The following is an 18,205-nucleotide window of genomic DNA, read 5'->3' on the forward strand; positions in this document are numbered from 1 at the left end:
AAGTGTCTCCTTCGTTGGTCCACCGACAAAGAACGCTGTCGGTTGAAGGGGGCCCAAAACTGAAATGCGACTCGGACAGACGAGCGCGAACCTAGGGCGTCGCTAATATAAGCGAGAAGTTCTTGGGCGCAAGTTTGCGACCGAATTTTTGTGACTATCATAATTAAATCAGTTGTTTAGCCCGTGCTTTCCGGCCCCGGAAGGGCGTGAATCGCGCCGATCGGGGGCGTCATTTTCGCGGCGCGCCGGTGTCCGACTCAGCGCGAAAACGACACGGAAATTCACACGAGGCGCGCCTCGATCAGAAACGGTCCGCGCCGCGACAACGCGGCATCGAAGAGGGCGGCGAAGGCTTCGCAGGAGGTGGCGACGGCGGCTTCGACGCCGAAGCCGCGGGCGAGCGAGACCCAGTCGAGCGCCGGCTGGTCGAGGTTCAGCATGCGGCGGGCATTGGTGCCGATCTCTTCGACGCCGACATTGCGCATCTCGGCGTGGAGGATCGCGTAGGCGCGGTTGGAAAAGATGATGGTGACGATGTCGAGGTTTTCGCGCGCCTGGGTCCACAGGCCCTGAATGTTGTACATGGCGCAGCCATCGGCCTCGAGGCAGATCACCTTGCTTTCGGGGCAGGCGATCGCGGCACCGGTCGAAAGCGGGATGCCTTCGCCGATGGCGCCGCCGGTCTGCATGATGAAGTCGTGCGGCGCCGAGAAGGCCGAAAGCGCGAAGAAGCGCCGGGCCGAGGTGGCCGCCTCGTCGCAAACGACCGCATTTTCCGGGACCTTACGGGCGACGATGACGGCGACTGCGTCTTCCGTCAGCGTGCCGGAAGGTTCGCCCTCGTCGGTGGGGGCGCCGGCTGCGGGCAGCGGCAGCGTTGCGCTGATACCGAGTTCGTCGCGCAGCGCTTCGAGCGTTGCCTTCAGGTCTTCGCCGTGACGGGCGAGCGTCACGACCGCGCAGCCCTCCGGCGCCAGGCGGCCGGGCTTTCCCGGATAGGCGAAAAATGCCACCGGTTCCGGTGCGCCGACGAGGATCAGAACCTTGACGTCGCTAAGCGTCTCGAGCGCCATGTCGATCGGGTAGGGGATGCGCCGTGGCGCCACCCGCCCGCGGCCGCGCTGGGTGTGGGCGACGAGCACCTCGTTGAAAAGCTGGACATTGTGTACGGCCGCGATCCGTCCGGCGACGGCGAGGCTTTCCGCCTTCGCGGCGGCGCCGCTCAAGACCATGGCGACCCCTGCAGGATGGGCACGGATGAGACCGGCGACCTCGCGGATCGTTTCCGCACTTGCCGGGCGCGGTGCTTCGAGGCGCACCTTTTGCGGTGGCGCGTCGGTGGAAAAGGCACCCCAGGACGCGTCTGCCGGCAGGATCATCGTGGCGACGCCCGGTGGCGTCAACGACGCGCGATAGGCGTCCGCCGCAGTCGGCCCCACGTCCGCGGGATCCTTCACCCGCTGCACCCAGTTCGACATCGGGCGGGCCAAGCTCTCGATATCGCTGGTCAGCGGTGCGTCGAGCGCAAGATGGTAGGAGGCATGGTCGCCGACGATGTTGAGGACAGGCGTGCGGGCGCGCCGCGCATTGTGCAGGTTGGCAAGGCTGTTGGCGAGGCCGGGGCCGGTGTGGAGCAGGGTCGCGGCCGGGCGACCGGTCATGCGTGCATAGCCGTCGGCCGCACCGGTGACGACGCCTTCGGAAAGGCCGAGAATGCAGCGCATCGCAGGTTTGCGGTCGAGGGCGGCGACGAAGTGCATTTCCGACGTGCCGGGATTGGCGAAACAGACGTCGACGCCGTTTGCGAGCAGCGTATCGACGAGCATATCCGCGCCCGTGGTGCGAATTGGTTGGCCGCCTTCTCCCATGCGCCTGTCCCCCCGATTGGCCCTCGGGCGCATGATAGCTGCGCCTTGACCCGGCGCAAGCGCGGTGCGCCGGCCTCAGGAGGTGAAATGTTGCGCGCAGCGCTTCAGGTGCGCTGCCCTAGGTTCGCTGAAGGGCGAGATGGGCGCCAAGGCCGATCAGCACCGTGCCGCCGGCGCGCTGCAACAGGCGCTGTGCCCGGGTGGAGCGGCGCATCTTGACGACGACGGCATCGGCGAGGAACACGCAGGCGAGATCGGCGGAGGAAAACATCAGGTTGACGGCGGTGCCGAGCAGCAGGAACTGCACCCACACCGGGAAGGTGGCGGCGGCATCGGTGAACTGCGGCAGGAAGGCGACGAAGAAGATCGCGGTCTTCGGGTTCAGCACCTCGACGGTGATGCTCTCGAAGAAGGCGCGGCGGGCCGATTTCGCCTCGACCGCGGGCAGGTGACCATCGCCGCTCGCCTTGGCGCGCATCAGCGTGAAGCCCAGCCAGACGAGATAGGCGGCACCGGCAAGCTTCACCGCGAGATAGAGCGTCGGCACCGCGTGGAACAGGATGGAAAGGCCGGCGGCGGCCGCGACGACGTGCACGTAACCCCCGAGATGGATGCCGAGCGAGGCCATCAGCCCGGCGAAGCGGCCGCGCGCCATCGTCTGTGCGGCGGCGTAGAGCATCGCCGGTCCCGGGATATAGGCGAAGATCGCCGTGGTGACGAAGAAGGTGAGGAGAATGTCGAGCGATGGCATGGAATGCACCTCGTCTGCTGATGCGCGGCCTCTTTCGGGCGTCGTTCTACTGCATAATTCCTTAAATCGGAATCGATTAAAGGGCGAATTATGCAGCAGATCTAAAGTGTTACAGCGACCTTAGCGCGTCTTAAAAGACGCGCGGCGCTGTAAGGTCTTGCGCGGGAAAGTTGAAGGAAAGTTACAGCCGTTTCGGCAGTGGGGCGCGGGTGCGACCCGACCAGCCTCAGACCGGTATCTCCGCGGCGACTAGGCGATCCTCGGGGCGGGCGCTGGCTGCGAGCCCGGCGGCGACGCCCTGCCGGTCCTCGGCGCTGCGGTTCTGGCTGAACTTGCGCTTGCCGTCGAGCCGGTCGATCGGCAGCCTGAGGCCGGTGATGCCGCGAAGCTGGGCCTTGACGAAGGCGGGGGGCGCGTCGCTCACCTGCCAGGGTTCGGCACGGACCGCTTCGTGGCAATTGGTCAGGCGGGTGACGACATCGAGAAGCCGGTCCTCGTCGGTGAAGAACTCGACCGCGCCATAGGCATGCACGGCCGAATAGTTCCAGGTCGGCACGACCTTTCCGTGTTCGCGCTTGGAGGCGTACCAGGAGGGCGTGACATAGGCGTCCGGCCCCATGAAGGTCGCCAGTGCGGCGCCGATCGGCGCCGTCGTCCCTTGCGGATTGGCGCGGGCGAGGTGGCCGTAGAGTGTGCCGTAAGGACCCTCGTCGCGATCGAGCAGCAGCGGCAGCGGGGTCGCAAGCAGACCCTCGGCGGTTGCGGTGACGAAGGTCGAAAGCGACGCGACCTCGATGATCGCGTGCAATACGCTCAGTTCCTCCTCCTTGAAGGCCGGGGGTGTGTACATGATCTCGCTCCTTGTGCTTGCCCCTTCATAGAAGCAAACTGGACCGGACCGAATATCCAGTTTCTGCGTAAATGAGTGGGCCAGTTTGTGATGGAGATGAATGAGGCGAGGGGTGGGGCCACCCGGCGGATCTATGAGGCGCTGAAGGCGCAGATCCTCGGCGGCACCTACGGCCCGGAGGATCGGCTGCCGTCGACGCGGGCGTTGGCGGCCGAGCTCGGCGTGTCGCGCACCACCGTGACCGCGGCCTATGAGCAGCTTCTTTCCGAGGGGTTTCTGGAAAGCCGGCAGGGCGCGCCTTCTCGGGTGGCACTGCTGCATGAGCACGGGGGTGCCAAGCCGCTCCCCGAAGGGACGCCGTCACGGTCGGCGTCGAGACCGGCGGCACCCCTTCGGCTGTCGCGCTTTGGAGCGGCCCTTGGCGAGGGGCCGACCTGGGTACCGCCGCAGTCCGGCAGGTTGATCGCCGATTTTCGCTATGGCGACCTGTCGGCGGCCGACTTTCCGGCAGAGGCCTGGCGGCGGGCGGTCAACGCCGCGCTTCGGCGACGCCGGCCGCGGCTCGCCTATGACGATCCCGGCGGCTCGGCGGAATTGCGCACGGCCCTTCAGGCCTATCTCTGGCGGGCGCGGGGGCTGAGATGCGCGCCGGACCAGATCATCATCGTCAACGGCTCGCAGCAGGGGCTGGATCTTGCCGCCCGCGTCCTTGCCGATCCCGGCGACCGGGTCGTGGTGGAGGATCCCGGCTACGTCATGGCCCGCCGGGTGTTTGCCGCCGCCGGCGCCGCGGTCGTTCCGATCGCCGTCGACGGGGAGGGCTTGCGAACCGAGGCGCTCGAAGGGCTCGAAGACGTCAAGCTCGCCTATGTCACGCCCTCGCACCAGTTTCCGCTCGGCAGCGTGCTCTCGGCCCGGCGCCGGCAGGAGCTTCTCGCCTGGTCGGAACGCAGCGGAGCCTATGTGATCGAGGACGATTACGACGGCGAATATCGCTACGATATCCGCCCGATCCCGCCGCTGCAGACGATGGCCCATGCGGAAAACGTCATCTATCTCGGCACGATTTCAAAAAGCCTCTCGCCGATGTTGAGGCTCGGCTATCTCGTCGTGCCGCCGCCGCTTCGTGCCGTCTTCGCCGCCGCCAAGCAACTGGTCGACCGCCATTCTCCTGTTCTCGAGCAGGAAGCCCTGGCGGCGATGATCGCAAGCGGCGCCTATGAGCGCCACATCCGCCGCAGCCGGCGCAGCAATGGCCGCCGCCGTGAAGCGTTGCTTGCGGCGCTCACGGCGGAACTCGGCGACCGGGTGACAGTCGCGGGCGCCGATGCCGGCCTGCACGTCGTCGTCTGGTTCGATCGGGTCGACAAGGCGCAGGAAGGGGAATTGATCGCGCGGGCGAGGGCGGCGGGCATCGGCCTCTATCCGGTCTCGCCGCTCTACGGCGCGGATAAGGCCGAGTATCGACCCGATCGGGCCGGCATCGTCATGGGCTATGCAAGTCTCGAGCCGGCCGAGATCGGCAAGGGCGTGGCGGCGCTTGCCGAGATGTTGCGTAGCTGGGGCGGCTACTGCATGTCTCCTTAAATCGACCTCGATTTAAGGACGAAGACATGCAGCAAATCAAAGTTGCGCGTCTGACAAGACGCGCGGCGCTGTAGTGGCGGCGCGCGGCGCGGCTGTAGTGTGGCGCTGCCATCTCCGCTATAGTCTGTCGGTGCCGCCGCGGGCGCGGAGCGGTCATGCGCAACGGCTCCATGCGGCACCCGTGCGTCCGGGCATGTCCAGCCCGGGATGGATTTTTGGGGATTTGCGGAAGAGCGGCGTAATCAGGAGGCGAGGCCGATGGCAGAACGGAGCGTGCGGCCGTTACAGCCGGGAGAACCGGCACCCGACTTCACGCTTCCGAGCGCCAATCGCGATGCTCCGGTTTCGCTCGCCAGCCTCAGCGGGCGTCCGTTTCTGATCGGCCTGTTCCGCGGATTGCATTGCCCCTTCTGCCGCCGTCAGCTGCGGCAGTTTTCCGCTGTCGAGCCAGCACTTCGCGCCGTCGGGGTGGAGACCTTGGCGGTGGTCAACACGCCGGTCGAACGCGCGCGCCTCTATTTCCGCTACCAGCCGACGCCGGTCACGCTACTTTCGGATCCGGAATGCCGAACGCATCGGGATTTCGGTGTGCCGCGCGGCGTGTTCCTTCCGCCCGAAAGCCACGAGCCGCCGCAATGGCCGGATCGTGCCAGACTGGCCGATTTCGAGGCGGCGCGCATCAACCCCACGGGCGAAATGCCGGAACCGGTGCAGCCGATGCGGGCCAATGATCTGCTCAATGCCATGGACGGCTTCGAGCCCAATGAGATCGACAATCGCATCTATGCGGAGCATGGCACGCAGCTCGTCGGCCACTTTCTGATCGATGCGGCCGGCATCGTGCGGTGGAGCGAAATCGAGGCCCGCTTCGGGCCGGAAGAGATCGGCGTCTTCCCGACTTCGCGCGAGATCATGCTTGCCGCCGGCAAGGTCGCCGGCTGAGCGGGCGACCGGCAAACCCGTTTGAACCGCCCCCGATCGCACGGGATGCATGGCTGGCGAGGTGCACTTGCCTGCCGCCGGCATCGGTGCCGGCAACCGCCATGCCGCGCGATGTCGCATTATTTTAGCGATGCTGCGGATAGTCAGCGCGGCGGATCGGGACTAAAGTTCCTCCCACCGGGGCGTGCATCGCCGAACCGGAAAGGGCAGGATGGTCGTTCCATGGTTGACGAGCGGGTTCAACGCAGGCTTGTCGCAATCCTCGCCGTCGATGTCGTCGGCTATTCGCGGCTGATGGAATATGACGAAGCCGGAACCTTGGCCCGCCTCAAGGCGCTGCGGTGCCTTGTCGTCGATCCGGCCGTCGCGCGCCATGGCGGCCGCACCGTCAAGCTCATGGGCGACGGGGCGCTGGTGGAGTTCGCGAGCGCCGTCGAGGCCGTGACCTGCGCGATGGAAATCCAGAGGATGGTGCCCGAACAGGAGCCCGACGCTGCACCGGGAAAGGGCATCCGCTTTCGCATCGGCATCAATGTCGGCGACGTGATCGTCGATGGCGACGATATCTATGGCGACGGGGTCAACGTTGCGGCGCGCATCGAGGCGCTGGCGGAGCCGGGCGGCATCTACATTTCGCGGGCGGCGGCCGATCAGGTGCGCGATAAGATCCCGGTCGCCATCGAAAGCTGCGGTTCGCAGACGGTGAAGAACATCGCCCGTCCGATCGAGATCTTCGCGCTCGTCGCCGACCGCCACGGCCAGCCGCGGGCGGCGCACGCTGCTGCCAGAGCCGCAGCCGAGAAGGCGTCAATCGCGATCCTCGCCTTCACCAATATGAGCGGCGATCCGGACCAGGAATATTTCTCCGACGGCATAGCCGAAGACATCATCACGGACCTTGCCAAGCTCTCGGACCTGCATGTCATCGCGCGCAATTCCTCCTTCGTCTACAAGGCCAGCGCGGTTGCCGTCAGCGAGGTCGCGCGGGCGCTCGGTGTGCGCTACGTGCTCGAAGGCAGCGTGCGCAAGGCCGGAAACCGGGTGCGAGTCACGGCGCAACTCATCGACGCGACCACGAGCGGCCATGTCTGGGCCGACCGCTACGACCGCGACCTCACCGATATCTTTGCCGTGCAGGACGAGTTGACCCGCGAGATCGTCGCGGCACTCAAGCTCAAGCTGACGCGCAGCGAAACCGAACGTATCGTCGGGCGCCGCTTCGCCGATATAGAGGCCTACAACTACTTCCTGCTGGGCCGCGAGCAGGTGTGGCTCCACACCCGCTCAGGCAACAAAAACGCCCGCGCGCTGATGGCGAAGGTGAGCGAAATGGAGCCCAGCTGTGCCGCCGCGCCGGCATTTTCTGCCTTCACGCTCGTCAATGACTATGTGAACGGCTGGGCAGAGGATCCGGACCAGGCGCTCGCGACCGGCCTCGGTCTCGCTGAACGGGCTGTCGCCATGGACGACGAGGATGCCGACGCGCATCTCGCCATGGGCGTCGCGCTGTTGTGGTCGCGGGAGCTCGACCGGGCCTTCGAGGCCGCCGCCCGCTGCCTTGCCCTCAAACCGAACGGCGCCGAGGGACTATTGCTGCGCGCGCATGTCCAAAACTTCAACGGCGATGCCGCAGAGGCGCTGGAGACGCTCGAGAGGTACATGCTGCTCGATCCCCACTATCCGGAAATTGCGCTGCAGTTTCTGGCCGAGTCCCATTTTTCGCTCGGCCGTTTCGAGGTGGCGGCGGAGACGCTTCGAAGGCGGATGGAGCGCAATCCGGACTCCGCCACGGCGCACGCCCTGCTTGCATCGTGCTATGGCCACCTCGGTCGAATAGAGGAGGGCCGATCCGCTTGGGCGCAGGTGGCAAAATCCGACTCCGCCTATTCGGTGGAGCGCCGGCGGCGTGTGCTGCCGTTCAGGAATCCGGCCGAGTTCGAAAAGCGCGTGGACGGCCTGAGGCGGCTTGGCCTCGACTTCTGAGATCGTTGCCGCCGCCACCCGTGAGCGTGCGCGCTCATATCGGCTTGCATCGCAGTTGTGTCATGCCATATTGAACAACCATTGTGGTGTGGCCTTCATGAAATCCCTTCGCATTCATCCCCATCTTCACGACGTCTTCGGCGAGGAGCAGCCGCCGGCCTATCTGCTGGCGATCCTCCTCTTCGGGGTCGGGGTTGCGGCTGTCTTTGCCTTTTCGTCCCGGCCGCTTGTCGCTGGCTTGTCCCGGTGGCGGGCGGCGCTGGCGCTTCTTCTCGTCCTCGACATCGCGGCCGGCTGCGTCGCCAATTTTACCCCGTCGACCAACGACTTCTACGCGGCACGGCCGCGCAATCGCTGGATATTCATTGCGATCCACGTCCATGTGATCATCGTTGCCGCGCTGCTTGGCGCCGGTGTTGGCGCCTCGGTCGCCGTCTGGGCCTATACGATCGCCGGCGCGGCGGTCGTCAATCTGCTTGCCGGACATGCCGCGCAGACCTTCGTCGGCGGCCTGCTGCTGGCGGCCGGCCTTGCGGGGCTGCCGCTGCTTCCGGGCCTGACGCCGGCGATGACGGCGGTCTCGGCCCTGTTCATGCTGAAGGTGCTTTTCAGTTTTGCGGTCGATCACTATCGCCCTCATCCGTCCAAAAACGGGTGAGCGGGCCGATGTCCTTGCCTTGCACGGCGGTCTTCACTAGCCTTTGAAGCGGCAGACTCGAGGAGAGACTTGATGGCGGTTTCAGCGGCAGACGTGGCATTGCGCATTCCGACATTCGAGGACGTTCAGAGAGCGAGCAGCCGCATCGCCGGCGTGGCGCATCGGACGCCGGTGCTGACCTCGCGCACGGCCGATGCCGCGACCGAGGCGCGGCTTTTCTTCAAGGCGGAGAATTTCCAGCGCGCCGGCGCCTTCAAATTCCGCGGCGCCTATAATGCGATCGCCGCCTTGCAGGAAAACGGCCAGAAGCGGGGCGTCGTCGCCTTCTCCTCCGGCAACCACGCGCAGGCGATCGCCTATGCCGCGCGGCTCCAGGGCGTGGCCGCGACGATCGTGATGCCGAAGGATGCGCCCGAAATGAAGGTGGCGGCGACCCGCGGCTATGGCGCCGATGTCGTGTTCTATGACCGCTATACCGAGGACCGGTCGGCGATCAGCGCCAGGCTGGCGGCCGAGCGCGGCGCCGTCCTCATCCCGCCCTTCGACCATCCCGACGTGATCGCCGGGCAGGGCACGGCGGTCCTGGAACTGATCGAGGAGGTCGGCGAACTCGACCTGATCGTGACGCCGCTCGGCGGCGGCGGGTTGCTGGCGGGCTCGGCGCTCAGCGCCCGGGAGCGTTCCCCCGGCACCGTCGTCATCGGTGTCGAGCCGGAGGCTGGCAATGATGGCCAGCAGTCGCTCAGGAAGGGTGAGATCGTTCGTATCCCGGTGCCGAAATCGATCGCCGACGGGGCGCTGACCAACCATCTCGGCGAACACAATTTCCCGATCCTCAAGCGCGAGGTCCGCGAGATCGCCACGGTGAGCGACGCCCAGCTCGTCGAGACCATGCGCTTCTTTGCCGAACGCATGAAGATCATCGTCGAGCCGACCGGATGCCTGGCGGCGGCGGCCGTGCTGCACGGGGTGCTGCCCTCAGCCGGGCAAAGGGTGGGCGTCGTGATCAGCGGCGGCAATGTCGATCTCGCCACGTTCGGCGCACTGTTGCGGGAGAGCTAACTCCCATCACCCCCGAACGCCTGGCGGTGGCGCCGGCGCGCCATCCGACCGCCGCAGCGCCCGTCTTTCCGGTTGCCTTAAACGGCAAAAGTGGCACACTGGGCATCGCGCTTTGGCGCCGTGCTTGCCTGCGCGGGACAGGGCTGCTGTAACGATATGATTTCCTAAAGGAATTTTTCCTCCGGGCGGTCGTCGCCGGAGCATAAACCATGGACGAAAGCAGAGGATTACAGCGGCCTTCTGGCGCCTTGCCGGGCTCTGCGCTGTCAAGAAAATAGAGTGCTTCCATAGCGCCCGGGCGGGCGCAGCGCTCACACACATTGGAGGGTATCGTGACGCTTGCAATCAATGACCTCGCACCGGACTTCGAGGTCGAAACGACCGATGGCACGATCCGGTTTCACGACTGGATCGGCGACTCCTGGGCGGTCCTGTTCTCGCATCCGAAGGACTACACGCCCGTCTGCACGACCGAGCTCGGCTACATGGCGCGCATCAAGCCGGAATTCGACCGGCGCGGCGTCAAGATCATCGGCCTCTCCGTCGATCCGCTCGACCGGCACGCCGGCTGGGCCGCCGATATCGAGGAGACGCAGGGCCATGCGCCGAACTTCCCGATGATCGCCGACGTCGACTACACCGTCTCGAAGCTCTACGGCATGCTGCCGGCGCCCGTCTCCGGCGATCCGACGCTCAGGACGCCCGCCGACAACCAGACGGTGCGCAACGTCTTCGTCATCGGCCCGGACAAGAAGATCAAGCTGATCCTCGTCTATCCGATGACCACCGGCCGCAACTTCGACGAGGTGCTGCGCGTCATCGACTCCCTGCAGCTCACCGCCAAGCACAAGGTGGCGACACCGGTGAACTGGAAGCAGGGCGACGACGTCATCATCGCCGGTTCGGTCAGCGACGAGGATGCCCGCAAGGTGTACCCGGAGGGCTGGCGCGCGCCGAAGCCCTATATCCGCATCGTGCCGCAGCCGAAGGGCTGAGGCGTCGTATCGGCAGGCCCTGAGGGCAGTGCCCTTCATCTTCGCGGTGTGGGCTGCCCCTCATCCGCCTGCCGGCACCTTCTCCCCGCCTGCGGGGAGAAGGGACGTTGCCGCGCTCTCGAGTTTCCCTCTCCCCGCCTGCGGGGAGAGGGTAGGGTGAGGGGCCATTCGGTGTGAGGGCCATTCGGCCCTGCGTTCGCCGCGGGGCGCCTCGATTTGGAAGCCTGCGTTATCCTCTGCAAGGGAGCCGCCGATGATCTTCCGCCAGTTGTTCGACAGCGTATCCGGCACCTACACCTACCTGATCGCCAGCCGCCAGGGCGGCGAGGCGTTGATCATCGACCCGGTCCTGGAAAAGGTCGAGCGCTACTTGCAGCTCGTCCGCGAGCTCGACCTCAGGCTGGTCAAGGCGGTCGACACCCATCTCCATGCCGATCACATCACCGGTCTCGGGGCATTGCGCGACCAGACGCATTGCATCACCGTCATGGGCGAACAGACCGCGGCCGACGTCGTTTCCATGCGGGTGACGGAGGGCGACCGGGTGTCGATCGAGGGGTTGAGCCTCGACGTGCTCTATACGCCCGGCCACACCGACGATTCCTATTCCTTCCTGATGGGCGGCGACATGGGCCGGCGGGTCTTTACCGGCGACACGCTGCTGATCCGCGGCACCGGGCGCACCGACTTCCAGAATGGCGACCCGCGGCAGCAATATGACTCGATCTTCAACAAGCTGCTGAAGCTGCCCGACGAGACGTTCGTCTACCCGGCGCACGACTACAAGGGCGACACGGTCTCGACCATCGGCGAGGAGAAGCGCTTCAACCCGCGGCTTCGGGTGAGATCCGTCGACGAATATGTCGAGCTGATGAACAATCTCAACCTGCCGAACCCGAAGATGATGGACGTGGCGGTGCCGGCCAACGTCCATATCGGCCTGCACCAGGACGAGATCGCGCGGCGCGGCTGGGCGCTTTCGGCAAAGGAAGCGCTGGCGCTCTGCGGGCGGGCGAAGATCGCGCTCGTCGACCTGCGCGAAAAGGCCGAGCGGGAAAAGCACGGGGTCATTCCCGGCTCGCTGCACGCGCCCTATCCGGACCTCGAGCAGAACATCGCCGCCGGCGGCGTGCTGCACGAACTGGCGGCGGCGACCGGAAAGCGCATCGTCTTCTACTGCGCCTTCGGCGAGCGCTCCGCCATGGCCGTGGAGGCCGCTCAGGCGGCCGGCCTCACCACCGCCTGCCATATCGAGGGCGGCATTGCCGCCTGGAAGAAGGCGGATGGGCCAGTAACGCATTGATGCCGACGCATTGATGCCGACGCATTGACGTCGGCCCCGCGCGCACCATCTCCATCTCGAAGCGTTGCGGTGATCGAAACGCGCAAGGGACAGGTTTGGGGCCATGCACAAGTTCGCTGTCAGCGTTGTCAGGGAGTTCGAGGCCGATACCGCCGAGGAGGCGGCCTTGCTGATGTACCAGTATCTGACCCGCGAGCCGGCACCGCTGTTCTTTTCCGTCACCGATGAAGCGAAGAACATCACCAGCCTGACGCTCGACCGGGAAAAGGCGGACGAATTCGCCACCATCGATCACACGGCAGACCCCGGCAACTGGTAGGCATCGGCGAGGCGTTTCCTTGCGATCTCGCCTGGGCGCGCGGCGCGCAGAAGAGGACATGGCGCGCACGACGCCGCCGCGCGTCGTGTCAGATGCGCAAAATGTCGCTCCGGCACTTTGAATTGCTACACGTTCTTGTCCTTTGACCGGCTACGATCGAGGGAAACATATAGTGACCGCCGGTTCAGTGGCCGAGACTGAAGAGCGTCGCGGGATCGGCGGCCACCGGCGGCCTGGAAGGTCAGCCGCACCGCATCCAGGATGAGGAGAGGCGGTGCCATTTCGCCGGCAAGCCGGCTGATCCAGTCCTGCAGGTCGCGTGCCTTGTCTGCGTTACCAGCGGCAAGATCGTTCGTTTCGGACGGATCGGAAGAAAAAGTGCCGCGACCCGGGTGCCGCCATGCTTGCGTCGGGAGGCGGGGGCGAGATGTCGCCAGAAGGTTGTACCTGTGCTGAGGGCGGTTCATTCATTGTGCATTGCCGAAGGAAAAATGCTGCAATGCAAGAGTATCGATGAATATTTCCCTGATGGTTGAAGTATAGTTATCGATGCGCCTTTCAATTTTCCTGACTCTGTGCTCTCATAGGTTTAGTTGGAAGGAGGAAATGCCATGTTCTCGTTCTTTGAGCACTTCGCACTTTTCGACGCCTTGATCGTTGCTGCGATCTGCACCCTGCTGATCCTGAGTTACTTCAGCCGCGAGGCTTGAGGCAAAGCGGGTTCCGGAATTGTTGCCCGCCCTTCCTGCTCGGGCAGTATCGTTTGAATGTGCCGGCCGTCAGCCCGCACGGATCGCAGATACATGCAGCCAGCGGGTCGGCTCGCCGTCATAGCCGCCGCCATCCGCCTCGCCGATGCCAACCTCCGACCAGCCAGCTTCCTCGAACCGGGCGTGCAGCCATGCCGCTGACGGATAGTTGAAATAGCGGCCGAAGCGGTCGCGGCCCTCGGCTTCACCGGCCTTGAAGCTTGCTTGGAGAATGCCGCGCGGGCGCAGGGCCTGGCGGAGGCGAGCGAGCACGTCGCCGAGTTCCGCGCGCGGCACATGCAAGAGCGACGCTTCGGCCCAGATGCCGTCGAAGCGATCTTGCCAGCCGATCTCCTGAAACCTGACGACTTCGACCTTGCGGCCGATCCGGACTTCGGCTTCACGCGCCAGCTCAGCCGAGCCGTCGCAAGCGGTGACGTCGAGACCTCCTTCCAGCAGCGCCAGGCTGTCGTGGCCGCCGCCGCAGCCGAGATCGAGCACGGCGGCGCCGGGCGCAAGCCGGCGCATGAAGGCGTCAAGCCGCGCCGCCGGTGGCTGGCGTTTCCGCCCCGCATAGGTGGCGGCGTTGTCGCGGTAGAAGGCGAGGGTGTCGTCGGGTTCGGGTTTTGTCATGGATACTTTTCGGCCGTCGTCGCTGGAAGAAAGAGGTGGAGTGTAGGAGGGGATTGCCTGGGGCTGTCCAGGGGGTGCATTGCGCCGAGGTGATAGGCTTCCAGCGTTCCGCCCTGCCACTGCGGGATCTGCAGACGTAGGGTTTTACCGCTCACCGCTTTCTCCTGCCAAAGTTCTCTCGTGCCGAGTTTGGCGACAGACTAGACCAAGATGGCGACAGGCGGAGAAAAATGTCGGCATGCCATCGGCAAACAGGCTGATCGACAGGCCGGCCGCTTCTGCGTAAGGATACGGCAACGCATCTACCCGGACATTGCCATGGCTGATCTTCCTGTTCTGCTGACCTTCGTTGCGGCCCTTCTCGTTCTCGAGATCACGCCCGGCCCGGACATGATGCTGGTGCTTGCGCGCGGGATCGGGCAGGGGCGCCGCGTGGCGCTGCTGACGGTCGTCGGCATGGTGTTTGTCGCCGGTGTGGTGCAGGTCGGGCTCCTGGTTCTCGGTGTCGCCTCGCTGCTGAAGGCCTATCCCGCCGGTCTCATGGCACTTCAATGGGCGGGGGCCGCCTACATGCTCTATCTCGGCGCGCGGATGCTCTCATCGAGTTTCGGCAAGGCCGCCGCGAAAAAGCGGCTGGCGGCGCGCGATGTCTCCGACTGGCGCGCGGTGCGCGAGGGAACGATCAACAGCCTGACGAACCCGAAGTCGCTGCTCTTCATGTTCGCCTTCCTGCCGCAGTTCATCGACCCGACTGCCGGCCCCGTGTGGCTGCAGCTCGCCGTGCTCGGCACCGTGCAGAAGCTTGCCGGCATTCTTTCGCTCGGGTCCGTGGCGCTTGCTTCGGGCACCGTCGGGCAGGCGCTCCACCGTTTTCCGCGGCTGCTCGTCTGGCAGCAGCGCTTCACCGGCGCCGTCATGTTTGCGCTCGGGTTCCGGCTTTTGTTCTCGGGGAGCGCCAGCGCGCCGGCAGTCAGAACATAAAGCCATCCTCGCCCCGCTGATGGCGAGGACCGCGCGCTTGACCCTGCTGCAATGGGCAAAGTGCGCCGGCGCATTGGGCCGGGCTCTGCCTCGCCGTGTCGATCGTGGCCGGGGGGTAGACCGGCAATTCCTACGCTCTCACTTGGCGGCCTGGGTGGCGCCCAGAACGTAGCTTCCGTCCCAGTGCCAGATCTGCTTGTCGTCGACCGTAACTTTCACGACCGCCTGGAAGCCGGCGAGCGTGCCGCTGCCGGCGTGGAAGGCGCAGGTTCCAAGCGGCGGGCTCGCCGTATCGTAGACGACGCAGTATCCGAGCGCCGAGTCGCCGTTGCCGACCGCGATCACCGCCGTGCTGCTGGAGAACAGCGGATTGGCGACCACCGGCCCATAATAGAGGATCTTGGTGCCGGCCGGGATCGCCTCAAGGTTCGATTCCGTGATGGTGCAGAAGCTCGGGGTGTCGCCTGTGAACTGGCTGCACTCCTTGGAGATCTTGAGGGGTTGTGTCGCGGGTGCCGCAGGTGCCGCAAACGCCGTGGATGCCAGCGCCAGGGCGGCGCCAGCCGAGAGGATAAACAGACTGCTCATGGCCTAGTCCCTCCGGTCGAATTGACGGCCGGAATTCTACTCTTGACCTCCACCTCCGACAATTTGCCCCTTTGGATCATAGGCAGGCCGAGCATTCCATGGGAGCCAACAGAACGCCATCCCGCAAGCGCCGCTCAGCGAGATGGAAGGGGCGGGGACATCGTGAAAGGGCGGCGGCCGCCATACCGGTGTCCGTCCCGATGGACGCACTGACATGACGATCAGTGAGCACATGACTGTGTGCCCACGTCGAAACGGGCGGCAGCGATACCAGTCGGGGTTTGCTTGCATTGCGACGGGCCGCGTGGCATTCGGCTTGGACTGACGTAACGTCAGGTCCTGGACGCTAGGGACAAAGAGCTCGAAAAGTCCGAAAAACGCACGGAATTAGGTCAATAATATTGACATAAATTAGCCGTCGTGGTCCTGTCGCTTCGCCGTCTGCAATGACGCGGGAGGAAGCGGAGAGCCGCTTTCGGCACCATAATCTCTGAGGAAACAACCCATGCTGGATTGGGAACACATATTCGCGACGCGCTCGAGCCGGATGCGCGCCTCGGAAATCCGCGAACTGTTGAAGCTGCTCGACCGTCCGGACATCATCTCGTTCGCCGGCGGCATTCCCGATCCGGCGCTGTTTCCGGATGCGGAATTCAAGGACGCCTATGCGGAGATCTTCGCAGGACCGGCCGTGGGTGCGGCGCTGCAATATTCGGTCAGCGAAGGCTACAAGCCGCTGCGCGAATGGCTCGCCAAGCAGATGGCGGATCTCGGCATTCCCGCCGGCGCCGACAACATCTTCATCACCTCCGGTTCGCAGCAGGGCCTCGACTATCTCGGCAAGCTGTTCCTGTCGCCGAAGGACACCGCGCTCGTCACCTGGCCGACCTATCTCGGCGCCCTGCAGGCCTTCAACGCCTATGAGCCGACCTATGACCAGCTGAACCCCAACGGCAACCGCACGCCGGAAGCCTACCGCCAGGCGGCGGGCGAGGCGGGCGGCCGCGTCAAGTTTGCCTATCTCTCGGCCGATTTCGCCAACCCGACCGGCGAGACCGTCGACCGGGCCGGCCGCGAGCGCGTGCTGGCGCTGGCCGAAGATCTCGACATCGCCGTCATCGAAGACGCGGCCTACCAGTCGCTGCGCTACGACGGCGAGCCGGTTCCGCCGATCCTGGCGCTCGAAATCGCCAAGAAGGGCGACATCAACAATACCCGCACGATCTATTGCGGCTCGTTCTCCAAGACGCTGGCTCCGGGCCTTCGCGTCGGCTGGGTCGTCGCCTCGGACAAGGTGATCCGCAAGCTGGTGCTGATGAAGCAGGCGGCGGATCTTCATTCCTCGACGATCAACCAGATGGCGATCTGCACGGTTGCCGAGCGCGGCTTCGACCAGCAGGTGGCGAAGATCCACCGGGTCTACAAGCAGCGCCGCAACGCCATGCTGGCGGCGCTCGAAAAGTACATGCCCGAGGGCGTTTCCTGGACGAAGCCGGAAGGCGGCATGTTCGTCTGGGTGACGCTGCCGAAGGGCATGGACGGTGCGGCGCTGCTCGCGAAATCGATCGAGACCGCCAAGGTCGCCTTCGTTCCTGGTCGGGCCTTCTTCGCCGACGGCTCGGGCGAAAACACGCTGCGTGTCTCCTTCTCCTGCGCCAACGACCAGATGATTGACGAGGGCATCCGCCGTCTCGGCGACCTGATCCGCGGTGAGGTGGCGCTCGCCGCTTAAGGCGCGCAACTTCCTGTCTCTTAAGAAAACGCGTCCGTTCCGGCGGGCGCGTCTTTCTTTTGGCCGCCGCGCCCGTCGTGACGCGGCCAAGATGACGCATTGCCCGGTATCTCCGGATGCGATAGAGCGGTTTGCGTGAAATGACCGGGCGTATCCCGGCCACGTAAGCGTTAACGTCACTCAACGCGTATGATCGAACGGCTCCAGCGGCTTCGATCTGCGCGACTGTGTCCTGCGGATCGAGGTTTTCGAGCCCAAAGGATGCAAATGGACAATCTTCTCAGCTATTCCGATCTTCCAGCACCGCGCATCGAGCGTGTTCGCCATGAACTGAGGCGCCGCTCGCTCGTCGTTTCCGGCATCGAGCGCGTCACGCCGGGCATGCTCCGGATCACGCTTTCCGGCGAAGACCTCGCGGACTTCGTCAGCCTTGGGGCGGACGACCACATCAAGGTCTTCGTGCCGGGCGCTGACGGGACCGAGGAGCGCCGGGACTACACGCCGCGGCGCTACGACAACGACGCGCGCCTGCTGGCGCTCGATTTCGCGCTGCACGAGGCCGGACCGGTGACCGCCTGGGCGATGAACGCCCGGGTTGGCGACCGGCTCGAGATCGGCGGGCCGCGCGGCTCGGCGGTTGTCTCCGGAGATTTCAGGCGCTGGCTGCTGATCGGTGACGAAACGGCGCTGCCGGCGATCGGGCGACGGATCGAGGAGATGCCGGCCGGCCACGCGGTCACCAGCATCGCCGTCGTCACCGGGCCGGACGAGCGGCAGGTCTTTCGCAGCGAAGCGGTGCTCACCTGCCATTGGGCCTATCGCCCGCTCGACAGGGCGAACGACCCTTCCGCGCTGCTCTCGGTCGTGCGGTCCGTGGCGCTCGAACCCGGCACCTTCGTCTGGATCGCCGCCGAGGCTGCGGTGACGCGGGCGATCCGGTCCCATTTCGTCGAGGAGCGCGGCCTGCCGCTCTCCTGGATCAAGGCATCCGGCTACTGGGTGAAGGGCAAGGCCGACAGCACCGAGAAATTCGAATAGCGACGATGAGGACGGAGGGCCAGCGGTCCGGACCGTGCGGCCCTTCCATCGTGGCCATGTTGCGCGCACGAGGTCTCGGGCTTGTGCGCGCCGGATGCAGGCCGGGAAGACCGCGCTGTAGGACTTTGATTTGCTGCATGTCTTCGTCCTTAAATCGAGGCCGGTT

Annotated in this window: 16 protein-coding genes; 11 read left to right on the plus strand and 5 right to left on the minus strand. The window is 65.3% G+C overall.

Going from position 1 to position 18,205, the window contains the following annotated elements; translation table 11 throughout:
* Window positions 1-281 precede the first annotated feature (281 nt).
* The 3 genes from ACQ5BM_RS01545 to ACQ5BM_RS01555 form a co-directional block, all read right to left on the minus strand.
* Window positions 282-1,868, minus strand: a complete 1,587-nt coding sequence (locus ACQ5BM_RS01545; RefSeq protein ID WP_429806817.1) for an acetolactate synthase large subunit — start codon at window positions 1,866-1,868, stop codon at window positions 282-284.
* A 118-nt stretch (window positions 1,869-1,986) separates the two neighbouring features.
* Complete coding sequence (locus tag ACQ5BM_RS01550; protein WP_429806819.1) at window positions 1,987-2,619, minus strand: LysE family translocator; 633 nt, start codon at window positions 2,617-2,619, stop codon at window positions 1,987-1,989.
* A gap of 226 nt (window positions 2,620-2,845) precedes the next feature.
* Window positions 2,846-3,469, minus strand: a complete 624-nt coding sequence (locus ACQ5BM_RS01555) for an FMN-binding negative transcriptional regulator (protein ID WP_429806820.1) — start codon at window positions 3,467-3,469, stop codon at window positions 2,846-2,848.
* 96 nt (window positions 3,470-3,565) lie between these two features.
* On the opposite strand from ACQ5BM_RS01555, the gene ACQ5BM_RS01560 reads away from it, so the two are divergent.
* The 8 genes from ACQ5BM_RS01560 to ACQ5BM_RS01595 all read left to right on the plus strand — a co-directional run bounded on the left by ACQ5BM_RS01560 (window position 3,566) and on the right by ACQ5BM_RS01595 (window position 12,318).
* The gene (locus ACQ5BM_RS01560; RefSeq protein ID WP_429806822.1) at window positions 3,566-5,056 is read left to right on the plus strand and encodes a PLP-dependent aminotransferase family protein; all 1,491 of its coding nucleotides are present in this window, start codon (window positions 3,566-3,568) and stop codon (window positions 5,054-5,056) included.
* Window positions 5,057-5,314: 258 nt separating this feature from the next.
* A complete protein-coding gene (locus ACQ5BM_RS01565) occupies window positions 5,315-5,998 on the plus strand; it encodes a peroxiredoxin-like family protein (protein WP_429806824.1) in 684 nt (227 codons plus the stop codon).
* A 222-nt stretch (window positions 5,999-6,220) separates the two neighbouring features.
* A complete protein-coding gene (locus ACQ5BM_RS01570; protein ID WP_429806826.1) occupies window positions 6,221-7,981 on the plus strand; it encodes an adenylate/guanylate cyclase domain-containing protein in 1,761 nt (586 codons plus the stop codon).
* Between the two features lie 97 nt (window positions 7,982-8,078).
* Entirely contained in the window at window positions 8,079-8,639 is a 561-nt protein-coding gene (locus ACQ5BM_RS01575; protein WP_429806828.1) for a hypothetical protein, read from the plus strand.
* A gap of 72 nt (window positions 8,640-8,711) precedes the next feature.
* Window positions 8,712-9,701: a threo-3-hydroxy-L-aspartate ammonia-lyase gene (locus ACQ5BM_RS01580; RefSeq protein ID WP_429806830.1), complete on the plus strand. Its 990-nt coding sequence runs from the start codon at window positions 8,712-8,714 to the stop codon at window positions 9,699-9,701.
* A 332-nt stretch (window positions 9,702-10,033) separates the two neighbouring features.
* The gene (locus ACQ5BM_RS01585) at window positions 10,034-10,696 is read left to right on the plus strand and encodes a peroxiredoxin (RefSeq protein WP_429806833.1); all 663 of its coding nucleotides are present in this window, start codon (window positions 10,034-10,036) and stop codon (window positions 10,694-10,696) included.
* Between the two features lie 253 nt (window positions 10,697-10,949).
* Complete coding sequence (locus ACQ5BM_RS01590; protein WP_429806836.1) at window positions 10,950-11,999, plus strand: MBL fold metallo-hydrolase; 1,050 nt, start codon at window positions 10,950-10,952, stop codon at window positions 11,997-11,999.
* Window positions 12,000-12,102: 103 nt separating this feature from the next.
* Window positions 12,103-12,318 (plus strand): hypothetical protein, encoded by a 216-nt coding sequence (locus ACQ5BM_RS01595; RefSeq protein WP_429806839.1) that lies wholly within the window; start codon window positions 12,103-12,105, stop codon window positions 12,316-12,318.
* A gap of 779 nt (window positions 12,319-13,097) precedes the next feature.
* Here the strand turns inward: ACQ5BM_RS01595 and ACQ5BM_RS01600 are convergent.
* On the minus strand, window positions 13,098-13,700 hold the full coding sequence (locus ACQ5BM_RS01600; RefSeq protein ID WP_429806841.1) for a class I SAM-dependent methyltransferase: 603 nt from the start codon (window positions 13,698-13,700) through the stop codon (window positions 13,098-13,100).
* Between the two features lie 318 nt (window positions 13,701-14,018).
* Here ACQ5BM_RS01600 and ACQ5BM_RS01605 point away from each other — a divergent pair, with 318 nt between their 5' ends.
* The gene (locus tag ACQ5BM_RS01605; protein ID WP_429806844.1) at window positions 14,019-14,681 is read left to right on the plus strand and encodes a LysE family translocator; all 663 of its coding nucleotides are present in this window, start codon (window positions 14,019-14,021) and stop codon (window positions 14,679-14,681) included.
* Window positions 14,682-14,819: 138 nt separating this feature from the next.
* On the opposite strand, the gene ACQ5BM_RS01610 is transcribed toward ACQ5BM_RS01605, so the two are convergent.
* Window positions 14,820-15,269, minus strand: coding sequence for a hypothetical protein (locus ACQ5BM_RS01610; protein WP_429806847.1), 450 nt, complete (start codon window positions 15,267-15,269; stop codon window positions 14,820-14,822).
* A gap of 505 nt (window positions 15,270-15,774) precedes the next feature.
* Between ACQ5BM_RS01610 and ACQ5BM_RS01615 the strand changes: the two genes are divergently transcribed.
* Together ACQ5BM_RS01615 and ACQ5BM_RS01620 are read left to right on the plus strand one after the other, a co-directional pair.
* The gene (locus tag ACQ5BM_RS01615) at window positions 15,775-17,001 is read left to right on the plus strand and encodes a PLP-dependent aminotransferase family protein (protein ID WP_429806849.1); all 1,227 of its coding nucleotides are present in this window, start codon (window positions 15,775-15,777) and stop codon (window positions 16,999-17,001) included.
* A 267-nt stretch (window positions 17,002-17,268) separates the two neighbouring features.
* On the plus strand, window positions 17,269-18,039 hold the full coding sequence (locus tag ACQ5BM_RS01620; protein WP_429806852.1) for a siderophore-interacting protein: 771 nt from the start codon (window positions 17,269-17,271) through the stop codon (window positions 18,037-18,039).
* Window positions 18,040-18,205 lie beyond the last annotated feature (166 nt).

Origin of the sequence: Ensifer sp. B1-9 (assembly GCF_050474445.1) — a bacterium.
GTDB lineage: Bacteria > Pseudomonadota > Alphaproteobacteria > Rhizobiales > Rhizobiaceae > Ensifer.

Excerpts from the sequence above, each read along its gene's own strand:
- ACQ5BM_RS01545 (WP_429806817.1), bottom strand. The coding sequence starts at position 1,868 with ATGGGAGAAGGCGGCCAACCAATTCGCACCACGGGCGCGGATATGCTC.
- ACQ5BM_RS01550 (WP_429806819.1), bottom strand. The coding sequence starts at position 2,619 with ATGCCATCGCTCGACATTCTCCTCACCTTCTTCGTCACCACGGCGATC.
- ACQ5BM_RS01555 (WP_429806820.1), bottom strand. The coding sequence starts at position 3,469 with ATGTACACACCCCCGGCCTTCAAGGAGGAGGAACTGAGCGTATTGCAC.
- ACQ5BM_RS01560 (WP_429806822.1), top strand. The coding sequence starts at position 3,566 with ATGAATGAGGCGAGGGGTGGGGCCACCCGGCGGATCTATGAGGCGCTG.
- ACQ5BM_RS01565 (WP_429806824.1), top strand. The coding sequence starts at position 5,315 with ATGGCAGAACGGAGCGTGCGGCCGTTACAGCCGGGAGAACCGGCACCC.
- ACQ5BM_RS01570 (WP_429806826.1), top strand. The coding sequence starts at position 6,221 with ATGGTTGACGAGCGGGTTCAACGCAGGCTTGTCGCAATCCTCGCCGTC.
- ACQ5BM_RS01575 (WP_429806828.1), top strand. The coding sequence starts at position 8,079 with ATGAAATCCCTTCGCATTCATCCCCATCTTCACGACGTCTTCGGCGAG.
- ACQ5BM_RS01580 (WP_429806830.1), top strand. The coding sequence starts at position 8,712 with ATGGCGGTTTCAGCGGCAGACGTGGCATTGCGCATTCCGACATTCGAG.
- ACQ5BM_RS01590 (WP_429806836.1), top strand. The coding sequence starts at position 10,950 with ATGATCTTCCGCCAGTTGTTCGACAGCGTATCCGGCACCTACACCTAC.
- ACQ5BM_RS01595 (WP_429806839.1), top strand. The coding sequence starts at position 12,103 with ATGCACAAGTTCGCTGTCAGCGTTGTCAGGGAGTTCGAGGCCGATACC.
- ACQ5BM_RS01600 (WP_429806841.1), bottom strand. The coding sequence starts at position 13,700 with ATGACAAAACCCGAACCCGACGACACCCTCGCCTTCTACCGCGACAAC.
- ACQ5BM_RS01605 (WP_429806844.1), top strand. The coding sequence starts at position 14,019 with ATGGCTGATCTTCCTGTTCTGCTGACCTTCGTTGCGGCCCTTCTCGTT.
- ACQ5BM_RS01610 (WP_429806847.1), bottom strand. The coding sequence starts at position 15,269 with ATGAGCAGTCTGTTTATCCTCTCGGCTGGCGCCGCCCTGGCGCTGGCA.
- ACQ5BM_RS01615 (WP_429806849.1), top strand. The coding sequence starts at position 15,775 with ATGCTGGATTGGGAACACATATTCGCGACGCGCTCGAGCCGGATGCGC.
- ACQ5BM_RS01620 (WP_429806852.1), top strand. The coding sequence starts at position 17,269 with ATGGACAATCTTCTCAGCTATTCCGATCTTCCAGCACCGCGCATCGAG.